At 71.0% G+C, this 17082-nt stretch carries 15 protein-coding genes and 2 tRNA genes; 11 read left to right on the top strand and 6 right to left on the bottom strand.

Annotated elements, in window-relative coordinates; genetic code table 11:
* Positions 1-82: 82 nt before the first annotated feature.
* Positions 83-754, top strand: coding sequence for a response regulator transcription factor (locus tag RM788_RS17295; protein WP_315932717.1), 672 nt, complete (start codon positions 83-85; stop codon positions 752-754).
* Positions 755-761: 7 nt separating this feature from the next.
* Here the strand turns inward: RM788_RS17295 and RM788_RS17290 are convergent, their stop codons facing one another.
* Positions 762-2009: an FAD-dependent oxidoreductase gene (locus RM788_RS17290; RefSeq protein ID WP_315932716.1), complete on the bottom strand. Its 1248-nt coding sequence runs from the start codon at positions 2007-2009 to the stop codon at positions 762-764.
* 94 nt (positions 2010-2103) lie between these two features.
* Between RM788_RS17290 and gltX the strand changes: the two genes are divergently transcribed.
* The 4 genes from gltX (at position 2104) to RM788_RS17270 (ending at position 4800) form a co-directional block, all read left to right on the top strand.
* Positions 2104-3594 (top strand): glutamate--tRNA ligase, encoded by a 1491-nt coding sequence (gene gltX, locus RM788_RS17285; protein ID WP_315932715.1) that lies wholly within the window; start codon positions 2104-2106, stop codon positions 3592-3594.
* A 104-nt stretch (positions 3595-3698) separates the two neighbouring features.
* The gene (locus RM788_RS17280) at positions 3699-4436 is read left to right on the top strand and encodes an HAD family hydrolase (protein WP_315932714.1); all 738 of its coding nucleotides are present in this window, start codon (positions 3699-3701) and stop codon (positions 4434-4436) included.
* 143 nt (positions 4437-4579) lie between these two features.
* Positions 4580-4651, top strand: a tRNA-Gln gene (locus RM788_RS17275).
* Between the two features lie 76 nt (positions 4652-4727).
* Positions 4728-4800: transfer RNA gene (locus tag RM788_RS17270), tRNA-Glu, on the top strand.
* A 368-nt stretch (positions 4801-5168) separates the two neighbouring features.
* Here the strand turns inward: RM788_RS17270 and RM788_RS17265 are convergent.
* A complete protein-coding gene (locus tag RM788_RS17265; RefSeq protein ID WP_315932713.1) occupies positions 5169-5870 on the bottom strand; it encodes an IclR family transcriptional regulator in 702 nt (233 codons plus the stop codon).
* Positions 5871-5969: 99 nt separating this feature from the next.
* Here RM788_RS17265 and leuC point away from each other — a divergent pair, with 99 nt between their 5' ends.
* The 3 genes from leuC to RM788_RS17250 all read left to right on the top strand — a co-directional run bounded on the left by leuC (position 5970) and on the right by RM788_RS17250 (position 8939).
* A complete protein-coding gene (gene leuC / locus RM788_RS17260) occupies positions 5970-7373 on the top strand; it encodes a 3-isopropylmalate dehydratase large subunit (RefSeq protein ID WP_315932712.1) in 1404 nt (467 codons plus the stop codon).
* A 16-nt stretch (positions 7374-7389) separates the two neighbouring features.
* Positions 7390-7992, top strand: a complete 603-nt coding sequence (leuD, locus tag RM788_RS17255) for a 3-isopropylmalate dehydratase small subunit (RefSeq protein ID WP_315932711.1) — start codon at positions 7390-7392, stop codon at positions 7990-7992.
* A 218-nt stretch (positions 7993-8210) separates the two neighbouring features.
* Positions 8211-8939 (top strand): HU family DNA-binding protein, encoded by a 729-nt coding sequence (locus RM788_RS17250; protein ID WP_315932710.1) that lies wholly within the window; start codon positions 8211-8213, stop codon positions 8937-8939.
* A gap of 905 nt (positions 8940-9844) precedes the next feature.
* On the opposite strand, the gene RM788_RS17245 is transcribed toward RM788_RS17250, so the two are convergent.
* From RM788_RS17245 to cofC, 4 genes are all read right to left on the bottom strand, one after another.
* Entirely contained in the window at positions 9845-10780 is a 936-nt protein-coding gene (locus RM788_RS17245; RefSeq protein WP_315934658.1) for an NUDIX hydrolase, read from the bottom strand.
* Positions 10781-10798: 18 nt separating this feature from the next.
* Positions 10799-13066 carry an RNA degradosome polyphosphate kinase gene (locus RM788_RS17240; protein WP_315932709.1) on the bottom strand — a complete coding sequence of 756 codons (2268 nt, stop codon included), beginning with the start codon at positions 13064-13066 and terminating at the stop codon, positions 10799-10801.
* Positions 13067-13150: 84 nt separating this feature from the next.
* Positions 13151-13345 (bottom strand): hypothetical protein, encoded by a 195-nt coding sequence (locus tag RM788_RS17235; protein WP_315932708.1) that lies wholly within the window; start codon positions 13343-13345, stop codon positions 13151-13153.
* An 8-nt stretch (positions 13346-13353) separates the two neighbouring features.
* Positions 13354-13971, bottom strand: a complete 618-nt coding sequence (gene cofC, locus RM788_RS17230) for a 2-phospho-L-lactate guanylyltransferase (RefSeq protein WP_315932707.1) — start codon at positions 13969-13971, stop codon at positions 13354-13356.
* Between the two features lie 100 nt (positions 13972-14071).
* Here cofC and RM788_RS17225 point away from each other — a divergent pair, with 100 nt between their 5' ends.
* The 3 genes from RM788_RS17225 to RM788_RS17215 are packed head-to-tail and all read left to right on the top strand — an operon-like array spanning position 14072 to position 16934.
* Positions 14072-14791, top strand: coding sequence for a lysophospholipid acyltransferase family protein (locus RM788_RS17225; protein ID WP_315932706.1), 720 nt, complete (start codon positions 14072-14074; stop codon positions 14789-14791).
* Positions 14791-15801 (top strand): NAD(P)H-dependent glycerol-3-phosphate dehydrogenase, encoded by a 1011-nt coding sequence (locus RM788_RS17220; RefSeq protein ID WP_106188118.1) that lies wholly within the window; start codon positions 14791-14793, stop codon positions 15799-15801. The genes RM788_RS17225 and RM788_RS17220 overlap by 1 nt, the downstream gene beginning before the upstream one ends.
* A complete protein-coding gene (locus RM788_RS17215; protein ID WP_315932705.1) occupies positions 15798-16934 on the top strand; it encodes a cystathionine gamma-lyase in 1137 nt (378 codons plus the stop codon). Before RM788_RS17220 ends, RM788_RS17215 begins: the two co-directional genes overlap by 4 nt.
* The last annotated feature ends 148 nt before the right edge of the window (positions 16935-17082 follow it).

Genomic DNA, 17082 nt, shown 5'->3' with positions numbered 1-17082 from the left:
CGCGATCGCAGGTACCGCACTCGCTTACTGGCGGGTAACTTCCCGTGTTCATCAGGCCGCGGAGCCTGGTGGAGGTGGCGAAGTGCTCGACGACGAGTGCCCCCGTGTGCTGCTGGTGGACGCCGCGCAGCTCATCACCGAGGGCTTGCGGACCTCGCTCAACCGCACGCGCACCTTCCGCGTCGTGGGCATAGCCCACACCGTCGCGGAGGCCCAGCGCTACCTGCGCGAGGTGCCGGTGGACGTGGTCGTCACGGATGTCGACATCCCCGGCGGCGGCCCGCTGCGCACGGTGCACGACGCCGCCTCGCGCAGGCCGGGCGCCAGGGTCATCGTCCTGTCCAACCGCGACAGCAGGCACTGGGCGCGGGCGGCCCTCGACGCGGGCGCCGCCGCCTACCTGCTCAAGACCTCACCGCTGGGCGAACTCCTGCCCGTGATGCTGTCCGTCGCCCACGGCGCCACCGCCACCGTCGACGTCCACCTGGGCGAACTGGCGCGCCTGCCGTCCAGGCTCCCACCGCCTGCCGCCCTCAACAGGCTGAGCGCCAGGGAGTTCGACGTGCTGGCCGAGGTCGCCAAGGGCCTGGACAACCAGCGCATCGCCCAGCGCCTGTTCATCAGCACCGACACGGTGAAGTCGCACGTCCGCGCGATCCTGCGCAAACTCGGCGCCCGCGACCGCGCCCACGTCGTCGCCATGGTCCTCAACGAGTCCGGAGCCGAGGAACCGAGCGGCCTGTCCCCGGCCTGACCGGCCGTCAGGACCGCTCGACCGTCCCCGGCGGACGGCGGGCGAACGACGGCGCGTGCTCCGGCCGCAACCCGATCGCCACCACGTAGGCGGGAATCCCCTGCAACACCGGGAACCGCTTCAACATCCTGATCGGCAACGGGGTCCCGGCGGCGCCCACGTCCACCTTCCCGTCCAGCGCCCGGCTCAGCAGCGCGTTCTGGATGATCCGCTGCACCCCCTGCGTCACGGCCGTGGGCAACCACCTCCGCCGCCGGACCTTCGCCAGCAAGCCGGGCGACACCCGCCCCCGCAGCAGGGGTTCGGCCAGGATCGTCGCGGCCGCCACCGCGTCCTGCACCGCCAGGTTGATCCCGACCCCGCCGATGGGCGACATCGCGTGCGCCGCGTCCCCGATGCACAGCACCCCGTCCCGGTGCCACCGCGTCAACCGGTCCAGCTTCACGTCCAGCAGCTTCACGTCGTCCAGCGACTCCACCGCGTCCATCCGGTCGGAGAGCATCGGCACGAGCGCCGCCATCCGCTCGCGGAACGCCTGGACCCCGGCCTCCCGCAGCATCCCGTCCGTCCCCTTGCGGATCAGGAAGGCGATCTGGAAGTAGTCGCCCCGGTCCAGCATCACCAGCCCGCTGCTGCGCCCGAACCGCGCGAGCCCGCCGGTCGGGTCGTCGGCCTTGCGCGGCACCCGGAACCACCACACGTCCATCGGCGTCCCGAACGACCGCACGGGCAGGCGCGTCCCGTCCCGCACCAGCGACCCGCGCCCGTCGGCCGCCACGACCAGGTCGGCCGCGATCTCGCCCTCGACCCCGTCGGCCGTCCGGTACCGGACCCCGGTGACCCTGCCGCCCTCCGTGAGCAGCCCCGTGAACCCGGTGTTCATCCGCAGCGAGAACGCCGGTTCGGCCCTGCCCGCGTCGGCCAGCAGGTCCAGGAAGTCCCACTGCGGAACGAACGCGATGTGCTTGTGCCCGCCGGGCAGCCTGCTCATGTCGGCCACGGTCGCGGGGCCGCTGTCGAGCAGCACCTGCATCCGGTCCAGCACCTGGTGCGGCACCCGCGCGAACGCCGGGCCGAGCCCCAGTTCGTCCAGCAGCGTCAGCGTGGACGCGTGGACGGTGTCGCCGCGGAAGTCGCGCAGGAAGTCCTTGTGCTTCTCCAGCACGGTGACCTCGACCCCCGCCCTGGCCAGCAGCAGTCCCATGACCATCCCCGCCGGTCCGCCCCCGACGACGACGCACGTGCTCCGTTCCATGACCCCTCTTTTCAACGGTAGTTGAATAACCATAGCGTGCTCCTGGAGTCCTCGTGAGGTCAAGGGTTTCGCGGCCGGATACGCTGATCGGGCCATGAGCAACGCATCCGCACCCCCAGCTGTCCGCGTCCGCTTCTGCCCGTCGCCGACCGGCACGCCGCACGTCGGACTCATCCGCACCGCCCTGTTCAACTGGGCGTTCGCCCGGCACAACGGCGGCAAGGTCGTCTTCCGCGTCGAGGACACCGACGCCGCGCGCGACACGGAGGAGTCCTACGACTCGCTCCTGGAGGCGCTGCGCTGGCTCGGGCTCGACTGGGACGAGGGCCCCGAGATCGGCGGCCCGCACGAGCCGTACCGGCAGAGCCTGCGCCGCTCGGTCCACGAGGACATCGCCAAGCGCCTGTTCGCCGCCGACGAGCTCTACGAGTCGTTCTCGAACAACGACGAGGTCGAGGCCCGCCGCAAGGCGCTCGGGCAGGACCCGAAGCTCGGCTACGACAACTTCGACCGCGACCTCACCGACGAGCGGAAGGCCGCGTTCCGCGCCGAAGGCCGCGAACCCGTGCTGCGCCTGCGGATGCCCGACGAGGACATCACCTGGACGGACCTCGTCCGCGGCGAGATCACGTTCAAGGCGGGCAGCACGCCCGACCCGGTGATGGTGCGCGCCAACGGGGTTCCGCTCTACCCGTTCGTGAACCCGGTCGACGACGCGCTCATGGGCATCACGCACGTGCTGCGCGGCGAGGACCTGCTGCCCTCCACGCCCCGGCAGATCGGGCTGTACCAGGCGCTCCAGCGCATCGGCGTGACGGAGTTCACCCCCGAGTTCGGCCACCTGCCGACGGTGACCGGCGACGGCAACAAGAAGCTGTCCAAGCGGGACCCGCAGTCGAACCTGTTCCTGTACCGGGATCTGGGATTCCTGCCCGAGGGCCTGCTGAACTACCTCGCGCTGCTCGGCTGGTCCATCGCCGAGGACCGCGACGTCTTCAGCGTCGCCGAGATGTACGAGGCGTTCGACATCGCCAAGGTCAGCTCCAACCCGGCGCGCTTCGACCTCAAGAAGGCCGAGGCGATCAACGGCACGCACCTGCGCGCGCTGAGCGTCGAGGAGTTCGTCAGCCGCGTCCTCCCGTACCTGGCCGCTGACGGAGTGCTACCGGCCGAACCCGGAGCGGAGCAGGTGGCGCTGCTGGCCGCCATCGCGCCGCTCGTCCAAGAACGACTCGCGCTCCTGTCCGAAGCGTCCGAGATGGTGCGTTTCCTTTTCGTGGCAGAGGAAGCGTTCACGCCCGAGCCCGCCTCCGCGGCGAAGGCGCTCGGCCCCGACGCGGAACCCGTGCTGCGCGCGGCGATCGACGCCCTCCAGGCGCTCGAGGAGTGGACGACCGAGGCCATCCAGGACGCGCTGAAGACGTCCCTTGTGGACGGATTGGGGCTCAAGCCGAAGAAGGCGTTCGCCCCCGTGAGGGTCGCCGTGACCGGTCGGACGGTCTCGCCGCCGCTCTACGAATCCATGGAACTGCTCGGCAAGGATCGCTCGATCGGCCGATTGCTTCGTGCGCTCGGGGCAGCCTGACTGCTGCGTTCGGCGGGTCAAGGGGTGCTTGACCGTGCAAGAACCCGTAGATATCACCTCCTTAGCCGAATCGGCCGAGGGGTGATCGCACCTAGCCTCACGGGGTGACAACTGCTTCCCCGACTTTCACGCTCAGGAGAACCGGCGAAATCCGAGCCATCTCGCTTGACGTCGACGACACGCTCGTCGACTACAGCACCTCGTCACGAGCCGCGTTGGCCTCGATGGTGGGGAACGCCGACGCGTGGACGTTGTGGCAGCGGATCACCGACGACCACTGCACGAGGCTGTTGGCCGGGGAACTCCAGTACGAGACGATGCGGAACATCCGCACGCGCGCCTTCTTCGCCGCCCTCGGCGAGGACCTCGACCAGGCTGAAGCCACCCGCCGCGAGATGCGGCGGCAAGAGGTCCTCGCCGACGGCTGGAGCCTCTTCCCGGACGTCGTGCCGTGCCTGGAGTGGCTCCGCGCCACCGGGCTCCCGATCGCCGCCGTGAGCAACGCCTCAGGGCGCCACCAGCGGGTCAAGATCGCCGCGCTCGGACTCGCCGAGTACTTCGACACCGTCCTCATCGCGGGCGAGGTCGGCGCCGCCAAACCGGACCGCATGATCTTCGACACGGCGTGCTCCGACCTCGGCGTGCCCCTCAGCGAGACGGTCCACGTCGGCGACCGGCTGCACGCCGACGCCATCGGCGCGCGCGACGCGGGCATGCGCGGGGTCTGGCTCAACCGGCAAGGCCCGCGCGAAGGGACGATGCCCGTGGGCATCAGCACGATCAGCAGCCTCGCGGAACTCCCCGAACTGCTCGTCTGCGAACTCTCCACCGCGCACGCCTGAACACCGCGACACCGGCCCCCACCTCGCCCGATGCGGCGAGGCGGGGGCCGATTTCACTTCTGCGGGTGCCGTGGTCTAGTATTCATCTCGTTGGAACGAGCGGCCCTCAGCGCCTGGAGCGGGAGAACCGATCAGGAAAACATTGGGGTATGGTGTAATTGGCAGCACGGCTGATTCTGGTTCAGTCAGTCTAGGTTCGAGTCCTGGTACCCCAGCTGCAGAGTAGAAATCAGAGTCTGATGCGCTACTCCCGCAACAAGCAAGACCGGTAAGACAATAGAATTACCCTAGGGCCCCGTCGTCTAGCGGCCTAGGACGCCGCCCTCTCAAGGCGGTAGCGTGGGTTCGAATCCCATCGGGGCTACAGATCCGGGAGATCCCCGTGCGCAGAGGACGCGCACGGGGATCTTTCGCGTTTCACACCGGGGCTCTCGCCCCGGACCCCAAGGCAGGGCGGGCTCCGCCCCCCTGCACCCCCCGCGTTCGCGCAGCTCAGGCGTGGGTTGGGGGGCTCGCCTCCGGCCTCGCGAGTCGAACGCTCAGACACCTTCTGTTGTGCGCTCGAGTTCGCGAGTCGAACGCTCAGGCACCTCGTGTCGAACGTTCAGGCACCTGGGTTAGGCGTTTACGCATCGCGAGTCGAACATTCAGGTACCCCGTGTCGAACGTTCAGGCACCTTGGAAGGTGATGGGGGTGCTGGATAAAGGTGTGAGTGGGTGTGGTTGTTGGGGTTAGAGGCGGGTTTGCAGGGCTTCTGCGGCGGCTAGTAGGTCGGCGGCCCATCTTGCGCCCGGGCGGCGGCCCATGCGGTCTATTGGGCCGGAGACGGAGATGGCGGCTACCACGGTGCCCGCGCTGTCGCGTACGGGGGCGCTGACGCTGGCTACGCCCGGTTCGCGTTCCGCGACGCTTTGGGCCCAGCCGCGGCGGCGGACTTCGAGGAGGGTGCGTTCGCCGTAGACGGCGTCGGCGAGGACTGACCTTTGGGTGGCGGGGTCGGACCAGGCGGCCAGGACCTTGGCTCCGGAGCCTGCGGTCATGGGGAGTCGGGCGCCTATGGGGACGGTGTCGCGGAGGCCGCTCGGGGGTTCGGCGGCTGAGACGCAGATGCGCTGCATGCCGTCGCGGCGGTAGAGCTGGACGCTCTCGCCGGTTATGTCGCGGAGGCGGGGGAGAACCGAGGCCGCCGCGTCGAGCAGGGGGTCCGTAGCGCCGCCTGCGAGTTCCGCCAGTGCCGCGCCTGGACGCCAGCGGCCGTCGGAACCCCGTCGCAGAAGGCGGTGGACTTCGAGGCCTACCGCCAGCCGGTGCGCGGTCGCCCTGGGCAACCCCGTCCGGTTGCAGAGCTCTGCCAGTCCACACGGATCCTTCGCGACGGCGTTCAACACGGCTACAGCCTTGTCCAGCACGCCGATCCCGCTATGCTGTCCCACAGCGCGATACTAACTTCCCGGTATCTGGGAAGTCCAGAAGTTATCGGGAGCCCCCGCTCGTGAGAGAGCTCCCAGCCACGAACCGATGGGGATGAAGCGATGGGCCGCACACTCGCGGAGAAGGTGTGGGAGGCGCACGTCGTGCGCCATGGCGACGGCGCCGAGCCGGACCTCCTCTACATCGACCTCCACCTGCTGCACGAGGTCACCAGTCCGCAGGCGTTCGACGGGCTCCGGCTCGCGGGCCGCGGGCTGCGCCGGGTCGATCTCACGATCGCGACCGAGGACCACAACGTCCCGACGGTCGACATCGACCAGCCGATCGCGGACCTGGTGTCGCGGACGCAGGTCGACACGCTCCGGGCGAACTGCAAGGAGTTCGGGGTGCGCCTGCACCCGATGGGCGACGTGGAGCAGGGCATCGTCCACGTCGTGGGGCCGCAGCTCGGGCTCACGCAGCCGGGGATGACGGTGGTGTGCGGCGACAGCCACACGTCCACGCACGGTGCGTTCGGCGCGCTCGCCTTCGGCATCGGCACGTCCGAGGTCGAGCACGTGATGGCGACGCAGACGTTGCCGCTGCGGCCGTTCAAGACGATGGCGATCACGGTCGACGGCGAGCTGCGCGACGGCGTGACCGCGAAGGACGTCATCCTCGCGGTCATCGCGCGGATCGGCACCGGCGGCGGTCAGGGCTACGTGCTGGAGTACCGCGGCGCGGCCATCGAGGCGCTGTCGGTGGAAGCCCGCATGACGGTGTGCAACATGTCCATCGAGGCTGGTGCGCGGGCCGGGATGATCGCGCCGGACGACGTGACTTTCGAGTACCTGAAGGGGCGTCCGCACGCTTCCGTTGGCGCCGAATGGGATGCCGCGGTCGAGTACTGGAAGACGTTGCGCACGGACGACGACGCGGAGTTCGACGCCGAGGTGCGCATCGACGCGAGCGCGCTGACCCCCTTCGTGACGTGGGGGACGAATCCCGGACAGGGGCTGCCGTTGAGCGCGTCGGTGCCGGACCCGGAGGCGATCGGGGACGACAACGAGCGGGTCGCGGCCGAGAAGGCGCTGACCTACATGGGCCTCACGCCGGGCACGCCGCTGCGCGAGATCAGCGTGGACACCGTGTTCCTGGGGTCCTGCACGAACGGGCGCATCGAGGACCTGAGGGCCGCCGCGGCGGTGCTGCGCGGGCACCGGGTGGCCGACGGCGTGCGGATGCTCGTGGTGCCCGGCTCGATGCGGGTCAGGGCCCAGGCGGAATCCGAAGGGCTGCACGAGATCTTCCTGGCGGCGGGCGCGGAGTGGCGCCAGGCGGGCTGTTCCATGTGCCTCGGCATGAACCCCGACCAGCTCAAGCCCGGTGAGCGCAGCGCGTCCACCTCCAACCGGAACTTCGAGGGCAGGCAGGGCAAGGGCGGGCGAACGCACCTGGTCTCGCCGCTCGTGGCGGCCGCCACGGCCGTGCGCGGCACGCTCTCCTCGCCCGACGACCTGGCCTGAGAAGGGAACCGAGACCATGGACGCGTTCACCACCCACACCGGCGTCGGCGTGCCGCTGCGCAGGTCCAACGTGGACACCGACCAGATCATCCCGGCGGTCTACCTGAAGCGGGTCACCCGCACCGGCTTCGAGGACGGCCTGTTCGCCGCCTGGCGCAACGACGAGAACTTCATCCTCAACCAGGAGGCGTTCCGGTCCGGCTCGGTGCTGGTGGCCGGCCCCGACTTCGGTACCGGGTCCTCCCGCGAGCACGCCGTCTGGGCACTGATGGACTACGGCTTCCGGGTGGTGATCTCCTCCCGCTTCGCCGACATCTTCCGCGGCAACTCCGGCAAGCAGGGCCTGGTGGCCGCCGAGGTCGAGCAGTCGGACGTCGAACTGCTGTGGAAGCTGCTCGAGAACGAGCCCGGTACCGAGGTGGCCGTCGACCTCGCGGCGAAGACCGTCCGCGCAAAGGACTTCACCGCGGCCTTCCGGATCGACGACTACACCCGTTGGCGGCTGCTCGAAGGATTGGACGACATCGCCCTGACCTTGCGCCACGCCGATCTGATCGACGAGTTCGAGGCTGTGCGCCAACCTTGGCTGCCCACCACGGATCCGCTCCCGACCAGCTGAGAACGGGCCCCGGATTCCTCTCCGGAGAGGGGAATCCGGGGCCTCGGAGCCCCTCCCAAAGTGCCCCAGGAGGGGGTTTCTGTCCCTCGACAGAGCGCAATTGCCCACGCCACAACGAAAAATCTGGCGTGGCGATTGGTATTTCCCTTCATATGGGCTTACCGTGGCCACCAGTCGGCCCGACTAATGGGCCGTAAGCGTCCTGGGAGGGACTGACGGTGAACAAGGCCCAGCTCATCGAGGCGCTGTCCGAGCGTCTTGGCGACAAGAAGAACGCCGCTGCTGCAGTGGACGGGCTCGTCGACGTGATCGTTCGCAGCGTCCACAAGGGCGAGAAGGTGAACATCACCGGGTTCGGCGTGTTCGAGAAGCGCGCCCGCGCGGCGCGCACCGCTCGCAACCCCCGCACCGGTGAGACCGTCAAGGTCAAGAAGACCAACGTGCCCGCGTTCCGCGCGGGTTCGACGTTCAAGGACGTCGTGAGCGGCGCGAAGAAGCTGCCGCGCGTCGTTGCCGCGAAGGCCCCGGCCGCCGCTGCCACGACCACCACGCGTGCCGCCGCCGCCGCGAAGCCCGCCGCCGCCACCAAGGCGCCGGCGACCCGCAGCACCACGGCGCGGACGACGACCACCCGCACCGCGCGCGCCACCACGGCACGCACGGCCGCCGCGGCGACCAAGGCCCCGGCCACCCGCAAGACCACCACGGCAGCGGCGAAGCCCGCCGCCGTGAAGGCTCCTGCGGCCGCCAAGGCCCCCGCCAAGACGGCTGCTGCCGCCAAGGCACCCGCCGCCACCAAGACCGCTGCGGCGAAGCCCGCCGCAGCGGCCAAGAAGGCCCCGGCCGCCGCCAAGACCACGGCAGCGGCGAAGGCTCCGGCCGCCGCCAAGACGGCAGTGGCGAAGCCCGCCGCCGCCAAGAAGGCCCCGGCGGCCAAGAAGAAGTAGCACCACCTCCCGGAAACGGGAGCAGCACCAACGCCCAGGGCCCGATGCGGACGCGCATCGGGCCCTGGCGTTTGCACGGGCGCGGCACGCGGGGAATGCGCGGCGGCCGTCGCGATACGCGTCGCGTATGGCTTACCGCGAACCGGATAGGGCGGCGGCGGGCATTCCACCCGAACGCAGGAACCAGATCCGTCCCCGTCGAGCCGATGCGGGATCGGCTCTCCCCGCCCGCTATGCGCCGGGTCCCGATCGGTGATGGCGGGGCATTCCGCGAACCACCGCGCCGCGGTCCGGCGGTGATCTCCACCGGGCAAAGGGCGTTGGACCAACGGGGCCCATCGCACGTGCGCGCGACTTTGGCGCGGGTCGTCCGGCATTGGCGCGGAGGTATCGGGCGGGCCCTTTGGCCGACTGCCTTTCAGACCGGTCGGTGCGCGGATCGGCCTTTCGCGGCCGAGCGTTCGCCACTGCCGGGAACAGCCTTCCGCACGCGATCGCAGGGGTCCTCGATCGTGCGGGACCCCCGATCCACAGGCTACGGCGGGGGTACGACATTTCCGGGTGTCAGCCGATCCTCAGAGGCGTTCGGGAGGCGCTGCCGGTGTTTCCTGGCCTGGGATGAGCTGCCAGGGCGGCACTACCGGCACCCTGGCCGGGGAAGAGCTGTCCAAGGAGGTGCTGCTGGCGTCCTGGCCGGGGGAGAGCTGCCGAGAGGTGCTGTCGGCGTGCCTGGCCTGGGATGAGCTGCCAGGGCAGCACTACTGGCATCCCGGCCGGGGAGGAGCTGCCAGGAAGTGCTGCCGGCGTCCCGGCCTGGGAAGAGGTGTCAGGGCAGCACTACCGGCATCCCGGCCGGGGAAGAGCTGCCAGGCGGTGCTGCCGGCGTCCTGGCCTGGGAAGAGGCGTCAGGGGCGTGGGGCGGGCAGGGCGCTGGGGAGGTAGTGCGCCGAGACCAGGCGGGGCCAGGCGGCGGGCGAGTCCGATGTGGACCAGCCGCGGGCCGGGTGGGTGAAGGCGAGGAGCCAGAGGCTGCCCTTCTTGCACGGGACGTCCGCGAGGCGGAGGCCGCCGATGTCCGCGAGCTTCCCCACCAGGTCGGGGATGACGCCGCCCTGGCTGGACACGACCGGCACGCCGTCGCCCGCCACGATGTCGAGGAACCGCACGAGGCCCGCGTCGCGGTCCGGCCAGTACCCCTCCTCCGACAGGCGCGGCTCGCGCGGCACGAAGACCTCGAGGTCGTCGGCCGCGCCCTGGACGGTCTGCACGCACCGGACCCTGGGAGCCGCGTGCACGCGGGCGGGCCCGAACAGCGGGAGCAGGGCGCGCAGGGCCTCAGCCTGCCGCCAGCCCGCGGAACTCAGCGGGCGCAGGTCGTCGTCACCCGGCCAGTTCTCGCGCTTCCCAGCCTTCGCGTGGCGCACCAGCAGCACGGTCTTCAGGTCGACCGGCACGAGGGCGAACGCGGCCAGCACGTCGCGGTCCTCCCGCCTGGTCACCAGCGCGGCGGCCTCGGCGACGGGCAGCCAGCGCAGGTCGTCGCACTCGTTGTTCGGGGTGAACCCGCCCCGCACCGCGCGGGCGCTGAAGTAGTCGACGACCTTCGGCCTGCCGAACGCCTTGTACTGCACCTGGGCCACGTGCCTGCCCAGCACGACGTGGTACCCGGTCTCCTCGTGGACCTCGCGCACCGCGGCGGCGGGCACGGTCTCGCCCGCGTCGAGCTTGCCCTTGGGCAGCGACCAGTCGTCGTAGCGCGGACGGTGCACGACGGCGACCTCCACGGCGCCCTCGTCCCTCCACAGCACCGCACCGGCCGCCCGAATGGTGTCGGTCGACAACACGCGTCTCCTCCGAACTCAGGCCAGCGCGCGGTGTCTGCGCAGCATCTCGACTTGGTGGTCGCGGACCACCGTTCCGTCGGAGGGGGACGCGTCCCACTCGCCGTCCGACCGCAACACCCAGCAGCGGGTGGCCGGTTCCAGCGCCGAATCGAACATGTCGTCGAGCTGGGCGGTCAGCTTCGGGCCGGTGACCCGCAACTGCACCTCGACCCTGCGGTCGAGGTTGCGGTGCATCATGTCAGCGCTGCCGATCCAGTGCTCGTCCGCCCCGACGAAGTGGAACACCCGCGAGTGCTCCAGGAATCGGCCCAGGATGGACCGCACGTGGATGTTCTCGCTGAGGCCGCGGATGCCCGGCTTGAGCGCGCACACGCCGCGCACCACGACGTCCACCCGCACACCGGCCTGCGAAGCGCGGTACAGCGCGTCGATGACCTCCTCGTCCACCAGGGAGTTCACCTTGATCCGCACACCGGCCGGGTGACCCGCGCGGGCCAGGTCGATCTCGTCCTGGATGCGCTCCACGATGCCGCGCCGCACCCCGTACGGGGCGACCAGGATGCTGCGGTAGTTGTCCTGCCGCGCGTACCCGGTCAGGACGTTGAACAGGTCCGTCAGGTCCGCGCCCACGGACGGCTCGGCGGTCAGGATGCCGACGTCCTCGTAGAGCCGCGCGGTCTTCGGGTTGTAGTTGCCGGTGCCGATGTGGCAGTACCGCCGGATCGTGGAACCCTCCTGGCGCACCACCAGCGACGTCTTGCAGTGCGTCTTGAGGCCGACGAGCCCGTACACGACGTGCACGCCCGCCTTCTCCAGCTGCCGCGCCCACTTGATGTTCGCCTGCTCGTCGAACCGCGCCTTGATCTCCACCAGCGCCACGACCTGCTTGCCCGCCTCGGCCGCGTCGACCAGCGCGTCCACGATCGGGGAATCGCCGGAAGTCCGGTACAGCGTCTGCTTGATCGCCAGCACGTGCGGGTCCGCCGCGGCCTGCTCGATGAACCGCTGCACGCTCGTGGAGAACGAGTCGTACGGGTGGTGCACCATCACGTCGCCCTCGCGCAGGGTCGCGAACACGCTCTTCGGCGTCTCGCGCTCACCGAACGCCGGGTGCGTGGCGGGCACGAACGCCGGGTCCTTCAGCTGCTTGCGGTCCAGGCTGTACAGCTGGAACAGGCACGACAGGTCCAGCAGACCCGGCACCTGCACCACGTCGTGCGGGTCGACCTCCATCTCCCGCAGCAGCAGTTCGAGCATGTGCTCGGTCATGTCGTCCGCGACCTCCAGGCGCACCGGGGGCCCGAACCGGCGCCGCGCCAGCTCGCGCTCCAACGCCTGGAGCAGGTCCTCGTCGCGGTCCTCCTCGACGTCGAGGTCGGCGTTGCGGGTGACCCGGAACGCGTGGCACTCGATGACCTCCATGCCCGCGAACAGCTCGCCCAGGTGCGCGGCGATCAGCTGCTCCAGCGGCAGGAACGTCGCCGAACTGCTCGCCCGGTCGGCTTCCACCCTGACCAGGCGCGGCACGTTGTCCGGCACCTTGACCCGCGCGAACCGCTCCGTGCCGCCCTCCGGGTCCCGCACCGTGACGGCGAGGTTCAACGACAGCCCCGAGATGTAGGGGAACGGGTGCGCCGGGTCGACCGCGAGCGGCGTCAGCACCGGGAACACCTGGTCGCTGAAGTAGTTCGCCAGCCGCAACCGGTCGAAGTCCGTGAGCTCGGCCCAGGTCACGAGGCTGATGCCGCTGCTGTCCAGACCGGGGCCGACGTGGTCGAGGAACGCCCGCGCGTGCTGCTCCACGAGTTCCTGCGTGCGCTTGGAGATGTTCGCCAGCTGCTCGCGCGGCGTCAGGCCGTCCGCGCTGCGCACCGACAGCCCCGTCTCGTCGCGGCGCTTCAGACCCGCGACCCTGACCATGTAGAACTCGTCGAGGTTCGACGCGAAGATCGCCAGGAACTTCGCCCGTTCGAGCAGCGGCTGCGACGAGTCCTCGGCGAGCGCCAGCACCCGCGCGTTGAAGTCCAACCAGGACAGTTCGCGGTTGAAGTAGCGGTCGTCCGGCAGGTCCGGCGTCAGCTCCTCCCCGGCGGTCACGGCCGGGGGTGACGACGGCACCGGCCTCGTCCCGGTCGTCACAGCGGGTGGCGACTCCACGACCGGGTCCGGGGTCCGCGCACGACGGGTCGCGGGGCGGGGTTTGCGCCGCGGGGTCCCCGCCGCCGCTGCCGTCCGGGTCCGTCGCTTCGGCGTCGCCTTGTCGTCGCTGTCGTCCGTGGTCACCACTGCATTGTGCCGTGCGGAACGCGTTATCGCCCCGACTGAGGGCGACTACGAGGTGAACTCCCGGTCACAGCCGACGTGGAATCAGGCGGGGCGGAGCACAGCGGTGACGTCGCCCTGGGCGTTGCGACGGAGAGTGACCCGCTGGCCGGGGCGCAGCGACCGCCAACCGCCTGCCGAGACGGCGTCCGGTGTCACGTCGACGAGCAGGCCGTCGTCGCGCAGCACGGTCGCCGAACCGTCGGCGTGGAAGGCGCTCGCGGTGGCCTGCTCGGTCATGCCGACAGCTAACCGCACACCGGCAGCAGCGCGGCCGTCCGGGTGCCCAGGCCCAGCGCCGCCGCGAGGCCGAGGTCCTCCGCGGTGTCCACGTCGGTGCGCAGCGACTGCCACGGCCCGAGCAGCGCGATCGCGCCGGACGCCGTGTGCGCGTCGGCCGAGCCGACGCCGAAGCGCGGGTCGAGGTCCGCGCCCGGCGCGGACAGCAGCAGGGTGGTGCCGGTGCCCTGGCGGTCCGGGCAGAACGCGCGCCGCCCGGCCGCCGCGTCGAGCGCCGCCCCCAACTCGTCGGGGTGCAGCGCGGGCAGGTCGGCCTGCAGGGCGCCGACGACCGAGCGGGGGTCGCGGGCCCGCAGCAGCGCCGCGGCGTGGCGCAGCGCCGGGTTCAACCCCTCCGGGCCTGGGACGGATTCCACGCCCAGCGCGCGGAGTTCGGCGACGACCGCGGGGTCGGATGTGACGGCCACCACGCGGCGGACGACCCCGATGGCGGCGGTGATGGTGTCCAGGGCCAGCGCCAACGCGAGCGCGGCGTGGGCCGTCGGATCGCCAAGGCCGTGGTCGGCTGCCCCGAGCAGCCTGGTCTTGGCCCTGTCGAGTGTCTTGACCGGGACTACTAGGTCCACTTCGCGGCGCACCTCGCCATACTCCCCGATGTCGGCTGGACCTGGCCGGGCCACCCGAGGAACACTCCAGGTCCGCGGTGGGCGATGCGAGGGAGAACACGTGGTCAGGGAGAAGGGCGGCTTCTGGATCGGGGTCGCCGCGGCGATCGTGTACCCGCTGGCAGGGGTGCTCGGCAGGCGGCGGACGGTGCACGGCGAACGCCTGCCCGCCACCGGGAGCGTGCTCCTGGTGATGAACCACGTGTCGCACCTGGACCCGTGCTTCGACGCGGTGTTCGTGCACAGCCACCGGCGGGTGCCGCACTTCCTGGCGAAGCACAGCCTGTGGAACGTGCCGGTGATGGGGACGATCCTGCGCGGGGCCAAGCAGATCCCGGTCTACCGCGGCACGACCGACGCGCAGCAGAGCCTGCGCGCGGCGCACGAGGCGCTGGCCGGCGGGCAGGTCGTGGTGATCTACCCCGAGGGCACGATCACCCGCGACCCGGACGGGTGGCCGATGGCCTCGCGCACCGGCGTGGCCCGGCTGGCGCTGGAGCACGACGGCCCGGTGATCCCGGTCGCCCGCTGGGGCACCAGGGAGATCTACGACGGGTACCACAGGAAGTTCCGGCCGCTGCCCCGCAAAACGGTCGAGACCAGGATCGGCGAGCCGATCGACCTGACGGCGTACCGGGAGCGGCCGGAGTCCATCGCGCTGCTGCGCGACGTGACGGACCTGTTGATGGGCGAGGTGAAGCACCTCCTCGCCGACATCCGCGGGGAGCAGGCCCCGGAGGGCTTCCACACCTCCGAGAAGAACAAGCGGGACGAGGACTGATGAGCGTGCAGCGGGTGGCAGTGCTGGGTGCCGGGTCGTGGGGCACCGCGTTCGCCAAGGTGATAGCCGACTCGGGACCGGAGGTCGTGCTGTGGGCCAGGCGCGACTCGGTCGCCGAGTCCGTCAACGGCGCCGGGATCAACGAGGACTACCTGCCGGGCACGAAGCTGCCCGCGAACCTGAGCGCCACCACGGACGTGGACAAGGCGCTCGACGGCGCGCAGGCCGTGGTGCTGGCGGTGCCCAGCCAGACGCTGCGGGCGAACCTGGTGGGGTGGCGGGACTCGCTGCCGGAGGGCGCGACGCTGGTGAGCCTGGCCAAGGGCGTGGAACTGGGCACGCTCAAGCGGATGAGCGAGGTGATCCGCGAGGTCGCGGGCGTTCCCGAGGACCAGGTGGCCGTCGTGTCCGGACCCAACCTGGCCAAGGAGATCGCCGCCGAGCAGCCCACCGCGACGGTCATCGCCTGCACCGACCACGACCGCGCGGTCGAGTTGCAGCAGGCCTGCTCCAACGGCTACTTCCGGCCGTACACCATCACCGACGTGATCGGCTGCGAACTGGGCGGAGCCTGCAAGAACGTCATCGCGCTCGCCTGCGGCATGGCCGCCGGGCTCGGGTTCGGCGACAACACGATGGCCTCCATCATCACCCGCGGCCTCGCCGAGACGGCCAGGCTCGGTGCCGCGCTCGGCGCGGACCCGCTGACGTTCGCGGGTCTCGCCGGCCTCGGCGACCTGGTCGCGACGTGCGCGTCCCCGTTGTCGCGCAACCGGACCTTCGGCCACCGGCTCGGACTGGGCGAAAGCCTCGCGCAGGCCCAGGAGGCCGCGCACGGGCAGGTCGCCGAAGGCGTGAAGTCCTGCTCGTCGATCCGCGAGCTGGCGCAGCGCCACGGCGTGGACATGCCGCTCACCGACGGCGTGCACATGGTGTGCCACGACGGCATGCACCCGCGCACGCTCGGCGCCGCGCTGATCGGCCGCGAGCCGAAGGCGGAACGCCAGTGACCGCGCGGGCGGAGGACAGGGAGTCCGGGGGCGGGGAGCCTGGGGGCCGGGAGTCCGGGGAGCGGGAGTACGGGGACGGCACGCGGGTCGTGCACGCGGGGGCCCCGGAGCGCACGCCGGGCTCGCCGTTCATGGGCAGCCCGGTGTTCGCGTCGGCGTTCCACCTCACCGGCGAGGACACCTACGGCCGGGCGGGCAACCCGACGTGGCGGGCGCTGGAGTCGGCGCTGGGGGAGCTGGACGGTGGCGAGTGCGTGCTGTTCCCCTCCGGCATGGCGGCGGTCTCCACGGTGCTGCGGCTGCTGCTGCGCACCGGCGACACGGTGGTGCTGCCCGGTGACGGGTACTTCCTGACCAGGAAGTTCGTCGCGGAGCACATGGACGTGGTGGTCCGCGAGGTGCCGACCGCGGGACCGTGGCCGGACTTCGACGGCGTCTCGTTGGTGCTGCTGGAAACCCCCTCCAACCCCGGCCTGGACGTGTGCGACATCACCGCGCTGTCCCAGGCGGCCCACGCGGCGGGCGCGCTGGTGGCCGTGGACAACACGACCGCGACCCCGTTGGGGCAGCAGCCGTTGCGGCTCGGCGCGGACATCGTGGTCGCCAGCGACACCAAGGCCGTCGCGGGGCACAGCGACGTGCTGCTGGGCCACGTGTCCACAACGGACACCGCGCTCGCCGAACGGCTGCGCGGCGCCCGCACCGTCGGCGGCGCCATCCCCGGCCCGTTCGAGGCGTGGCTCGCGCACCGCGGCCTCGGCACGCTGGACCTGCGGCTCACCCGGCAGGCCGCGAACGCCGCCGCGCTCTACGACGTGCTGCGCGTCCACCCGGCCGTGACGGGACTGCGCTGGCCCGGCGCGCCGCAGGACGTGGCGTACGAGCTGGCGTCGCGGCAGATGCGCCGGTTCGGCGGGGTGCTCACGTTCCAGCTGCCCGACGCGGCCGCCGTGGACGTGTTCCTCGGCAAGTCCCGGCTGATCGCCGCCAGCACCAGCTTCGGCGGCCTGCACACCAGTCTCGACCGCCGCGCCCAGTGGGGCGACCCCGTCCCCGAAGGCCTCGTCCGCCTGTCCGCCGGCTGCGAAGACACCACCGACCTCGTCACCGACGTCCTGGCCGCCCTCACCTAACCCCGCGAGTCGAACCTCCAGACACCCCGTGTCGAACACTCGGGCACCCCCATCCGGGTCCGACCGGAGAACTCGGGGTGCCCGAGTGGAGAACTCGGGGTGTCTGGAGGTTCGACACGGGGTGTCTGGGTGTTCGACTCGCGAGTAC

The organism is Umezawaea sp. Da 62-37, assembly GCF_032460545.1.
Taxonomy (GTDB): Bacteria; Actinomycetota; Actinomycetes; order Mycobacteriales; family Pseudonocardiaceae; genus Umezawaea.
Note: the sequence above shows the minus strand (reverse complement) of the source record. Positions and strands in the feature narration are given on the sequence as shown.